The 4,810-nt window shown below is 61.6% G+C and carries 7 protein-coding genes and 1 tRNA gene; 6 read left to right on the top strand and 2 right to left on the bottom strand.

All coding sequences use genetic code 11. From position 1 onward, the window contains the following. Positions 1 to 172 precede the first annotated feature (172 nt). On the top strand, positions 173 to 343 hold the full coding sequence (locus ACI944_RS11860) for a hypothetical protein (RefSeq protein WP_411719260.1): 171 nt from the start codon (positions 173 to 175) through the stop codon (positions 341 to 343). A gap of 199 nt (positions 344 to 542) precedes the next feature. Here the strand turns inward: ACI944_RS11860 and ACI944_RS11855 are convergent. After that, positions 543 to 617, bottom strand: a tRNA-Arg gene (locus tag ACI944_RS11855). Positions 618 to 713: 96 nt separating this feature from the next. Here ACI944_RS11855 and ACI944_RS11850 point away from each other — a divergent pair. Together ACI944_RS11850 and ACI944_RS11845 are read left to right on the top strand one after the other, a co-directional pair. After that, a complete protein-coding gene (locus ACI944_RS11850) occupies positions 714 to 1,547 on the top strand; it encodes a geranylgeranylglycerol-phosphate geranylgeranyltransferase (RefSeq protein ID WP_411719259.1) in 834 nt (277 codons plus the stop codon). A 66-nt stretch (positions 1,548 to 1,613) separates the two neighbouring features. Next, a complete protein-coding gene (locus ACI944_RS11845; RefSeq protein ID WP_411719258.1) occupies positions 1,614 to 2,024 on the top strand; it encodes a CoA-binding protein in 411 nt (136 codons plus the stop codon). Positions 2,025 to 2,028: 4 nt separating this feature from the next. Here ACI944_RS11845 and ACI944_RS11840 read toward each other — a convergent pair whose 3' ends face one another. After that, complete coding sequence (locus ACI944_RS11840) at positions 2,029 to 2,382, bottom strand: DUF5798 family protein (RefSeq protein WP_411719257.1); 354 nt, start codon at positions 2,380 to 2,382, stop codon at positions 2,029 to 2,031. A gap of 158 nt (positions 2,383 to 2,540) precedes the next feature. Between ACI944_RS11840 and ACI944_RS11835 the strand changes: the two genes are divergently transcribed. The 3 genes from ACI944_RS11835 to ACI944_RS11825 form a co-directional block, all read left to right on the top strand. Beyond that, a complete protein-coding gene (locus ACI944_RS11835) occupies positions 2,541 to 3,233 on the top strand; it encodes a biotin/lipoate A/B protein ligase family protein (RefSeq protein WP_411719256.1) in 693 nt (230 codons plus the stop codon). A 386-nt stretch (positions 3,234 to 3,619) separates the two neighbouring features. Next, positions 3,620 to 4,507: a hypothetical protein gene (locus ACI944_RS11830; protein WP_411719255.1), complete on the top strand. Its 888-nt coding sequence runs from the start codon at positions 3,620 to 3,622 to the stop codon at positions 4,505 to 4,507. A gap of 111 nt (positions 4,508 to 4,618) precedes the next feature. Further along, the coding region (locus tag ACI944_RS11825; RefSeq protein ID WP_411719254.1) for an acyl-CoA dehydrogenase family protein at positions 4,619 to 4,810 on the top strand (192 nt) is incomplete at its 3' end.

Below are 4,810 nucleotides of genomic sequence, written 5' to 3'. Positions count from 1 at the left end.
TCACTTTGTCGACGGTATGTTTCGACGGTCGTTTCTTAGTGCTCTCCCGACAGTCTCGGCACTTCCAGTAATTCCCGACCGATTCGATCCAGCCCATCCGCCAACTCTCCCATCAGAGGGGAGCCTCATGTTTTGGTTTCATTTCTATTCCGCGATCGATCGGGATAGGCCGATGAGTACTGATCGGGTACGACGGATGACGGTTGATGAACTCGATCTCGATACGCTTGGCGACGACGAGGCTGTTCGATTGTTGGAGTTAGCAAATGACGGCGTGTATGGGAAACACGATATGCCCGAACAGTGGCAGGGAGTTTTCGACGAACTGAGACGCGATTTCTGACGCCAAAACCACTGCGCGCGCCGCCAGTTGTACAACAAACCACAGATTTATGTATCCAAACTGTCGATTAAATGTTGGCGAATCGCATGACACCGGCGACCCACATCACGCAGCGTGATGAAATCAGATCGGCCGAACAGGGGTTCCTTTATAAACGCCGTACCGCCGTCTGCCAAATGATGCCTGTCACGCAGAAGGATGGGCGCTGCAGGATTTGAACCCGCGGCAACTTGGTCCGAAGCCAAGCACTCTGTCCAAACTGAGCTAAGCGCCCGTATCGATTTCATACCGTCTACCACCTTTTAACTCTCGCGATTCCGGCCGGGCACTGAGGCGCGGCGTTTATAAATCAGCGACCGGAGCCACCGATATGGAGCAGGTTCGCGGTGCGGTCGAGATGACGCGACCGGGGAACGCGCTCGCCGCGAGCGTGTTGACCTTCATCGGGGCCTTCGTTGCAGGGGGCCTAGCCGCGCCGCTGTCGACCGCGTTCGCTGTTCTCGCGACTGGACTCGCAACCGGCGGCGGGAACACGATCAACGACTACTTTGACCGCGAGATCGATTCTATCAACCGGCCGGATCGGCCGATCCCCCGCGGTGCCGTCGCCCCCCAAGCCGCGCTCGCGTTCAGCCTCGCCCTATTCGCCGCCGCCATCGGGTTGACACTGCTATTGCCTCCCATTGCGATCGCTATCGCGGTCATCAACCTCCTCGCGTTGATCGCGTACACGGAGGTGTTCAAGGGGCTACCGGGGGTCGGTAACGCCCTCGTCGCGTACCTCACGGGAAGTACCTTCCTCTACGGTGGCGCCGCGGTCGGGGGCGACCTCACGACGGTCCTCGTTCTCTTCGTCCTCGCTGCCGCCGCGACGATGGCGCGTGAAATCGTCAAGGACGTTGAGGATATCAAAGGCGACCGCGAGGAGGGCCTCAACACGCTTCCGATCGCCGTCGGCGAACGGGCGGCTCTCGGCGTCGCGGCGGCGTTTGTCGCGGCCGCGATGCTTGCAAGCCCGATCCCGTATCTCCGCAGCACGTTCGGAAGCGCCTACCTCGTCGTATTGGCGCCGACGCTTCTCGGACTCGCCGCCGGGACTTACCGGTCCTTTGACGATCCGGCGACGGGGCAATCGTGGCTGAAGGCATCGATGTTCCTCGCGGCGTTTGCGTTCGTCGCCGGGCGGGCAGCAGTGGTGTTTTGAGCCCCCGAAGGCTGACGGGCGTCTCTTGCGTCCGGATTTTTATACGCCCACGACGTACCGCCGCGTATGCCGGTGCAAAACGACGACGAACTACGGGAGATCCTCGAACTCGACACGATCGCCGTCGTCGGCTGTTCGGCGACGGCGGGCAAGGCCGCCCATTCGATCCCGAAGTTCATGCGCAAGCGGGGCTATGAGATCGTTCCGATCAACCCCTACGCCGACGAGATATTTGGCGTCGAGCCTTACGATTCGGTCTCGGCGGTCGAGGAGACGATCGACATCGTCGACGTGTTCCGCCCGAGCGACGAAGTCTCGGCGATCGCCGACGAGGCGATTGAACGCGACGACGTCGAGGTGGTCTGGACTCAACTCGGTATCGCCGATCCGGAGGCGGGTGAGCGGATCGAGGCGGCCGGCAAGCGCTACGTCGAGGACCGCTGTCTCAAGGTGGAGTATCAGCGACTGATGGGCTGAGGGTTCAGTTCCCTGCCCCGGGGTTAGCTGGCGTATCGCTTTCCGTGTCGGCCCTCGTTGAGCCCTCGGCGTCCGGGATCACGTCGTCGGGGGCCGCTTCGTCAGTCGTCTCGGCCTCCTCGATCGCGACCTCCGTGAGGAGTTCGTCGATGTCGATCCCTTCCTTTTCGGCGAGTGCCTCCAGTATCGCGGTCTGGCCGTCAAGTTTGTTCTCGAGGGCGGTGACGCGTCTGTTCGTCTCGGTGACCGTCTCGCGCATCTCGAGGATCTGCTCGCGGAGTTCGTTGATCCGGCTGTACAGCTCTTCGCCCATGTCGGCGACCTTCTGGAGTTTCCTGGTCGCGCCTCCGAGTCCCATACGAAGCGGTTCGGGAGCCCCGATTGTGTGCCTTGCGGTCAGGCGGCGGCCGGATCGGGCCACCTGAAGGGATATAAAAGGGGTGTCGGGATTCGTTCTCAGTTCCACCGACGCCCCGGCCTGCGCCGATTTATATTGCCAAGGGCGTATGAAGATACATGCGCCTTATCGAAGGCACTCTCGCCGACATCGACCGCGACCGGGCCGTCACGACGTCGCTCACCCGCCTCGCCACGGATGTCGACGAGTCGGTGCTTCGCGTGTGGACACCGCCGAAACAGCTCGCGTTCGGCCGACGAGACACGACCGCCGAGGGATACGATCGTGCGCGCCGCATCGCCGCCCGACACGACTACGCGCCGATCGTGCGGCGCGTCGGCGGAAGCGCGGTCGCCTACACCGGCAACACAGTCTCGTTCGCGTACGCGGTGCCGACCGACGACGGACGTGACGGGATCGATCGCCGGTATCGCGACGTGACAGAGACGATGCTGGGGGCGTTCCGGGAGGTCGGTGCACATGTCGCGCAGGGTGAGCCGACGGATTCGTTCTGTCCCGGCGACTACTCGGTCAAAGGGGACGGCAAGATCGCGGGGATCGCCCAACGCGTCCGGCGCGATTGCGCCCTCGTCGGCGGCTGTGTCATCGTCCGCTCGGCCGACCGCGACGCCATTGCGGCGGTGCTCGACCCGGTCTACTCGGCGCTCGGGGTGCCGTTCGAGCCGGAGTCAGTCGGCTCCATCGCGACGGCGGGCGGTCCGGAGGATGTCGATTCGGTCATCGGCGCTCTTGAATCCGCCTTCGGCGCGGACCGGACGACGACCGTCTCCGCGGCCGAACTCGCTGGGTGATGCTCGCCCGCCGAGTCCGTTCGCGCTGGGCCAGAAGTCAACAGCGTGACCGCATAGTAGTTCTCGGGTGCGGGACCGTCGAAGTCACCGTTGAATTCCGGGGATTTATCGTAGAATTTTATTCTGTTCTTGCTGACCCTTTTAGGTCGAAACGGACGCAATATTGGCGTAAGCGCTTCTAAATCGTCACACTGCCGTTGCAAACGACCTTCTCGGCATCGCTGTCGTCTACCGGGCTTTTTATACAATTTAAGTTGTACGATAGCTAATACATACTATTTCTGTTTATTTGGGCATCAGAACGTTGCTTGACGAACGGGGCAAAAAGTAAAACAGCGGCGTGAGTTATACGAAGCTATTACATCCGGCACTGACACGTTTGACACATGCGCCGCCGCTCCTTTGTCGTGACCGTCGCGACTGCGATTGCTCTTCCTCTTTCGGGCTGTTCGGAGCCGACCGGTGGCTCGCTCTCGATGGATGCTCTGAACAACGACAGTGCGATCGGCAAGCGCTACGCCGGGTCGACCGACAATCTCTCCAGCGACCGTCGGGACCTCGTTGAAGACGCTATCGCCGGTGAAACACCGACGCGGGAACGGCGACGTCCCGCCTACGAGGCACCCCGGCCACTCGAACACGAGGGTGCGATCTATAACATCACTCACGAAGTTGTGGAGGAACGAGTCGTAACACGATACAACATCAGGATAGACTACGATCCCGAGCGTCCGCCGTCGTCGGTGATTGCCTACGCCGACCTGCCAGCAATCGACAGGCGCGCGCTAGAGGGGCAGGTCCCCCCGGAGGAGGACCCACCGACCGGCGAAGGATTCGACCTCGACAGTACCTACCGGTATTCCGACGACGAGGGGAGCGTACTCGTTCCGGAGCCTCAGTACGATGGGATCTCCTACGATGGGTCCGAATACCGGATCGGGATCGATGTGAACCGGCCGGTAACGATCCAAACGTACGAGTACGACGCGGACCGCATCGCCGAGAGCGCTGCGGGCCTCGGGCAGCAACTCCGGGAGCGATATCTATTCACGCTTTCGGGGCTCTCACAGGCCGAGCAGGATATTGTCAAGGAAGCCAAACGGATTTATCACCCCGAGGGGGATACCGTCCCCGACGCGTTTCGATCGCTGGCGGACCGGTTTCGTGGCCGCGAAGGCATCGAAATCGACGAGGACCGCGGGACGTGGCTGGCGAAATACGATGAAACGATGTACTGGGTCCGGCTTGAGTTTCCCCCGGAAACGGATGGGTGACATCTCCTCTCGATTCACACAGACATCCCGGCCGCTGTCCGGGGTATAGGGGCTACACTCCAGGTTCTCCGACCAATACGCTCATGACGTGCTCGTTCCTAACGTACATCCGTGAACTTGCTCACCGACACGCTGGTCCCCGAGAAGTCCCACGAAATCAAGGCCCGTGCACGAATGTTCGCCGACGAGCAGATCCGTCCCGAGGCGATGGCTCACGACGCGACCGGCGAGTTCCCGATCGAAATCCTCCGCGAGGCCCAAGCGGCCGGCCTCGCAGGACGGTACTTTTCAGAGACGTACGGC

Source organism: Natronomonas sp. (genome assembly GCF_046710025.1).
In the GTDB taxonomy this organism is placed as follows: Archaea; Halobacteriota; Halobacteria; order Halobacteriales; family Haloarculaceae; genus Natronomonas.
The sequence above is the reverse complement of the archived record's forward strand: the minus strand, read 5'-3'. Positions and strand labels throughout refer to the sequence as shown.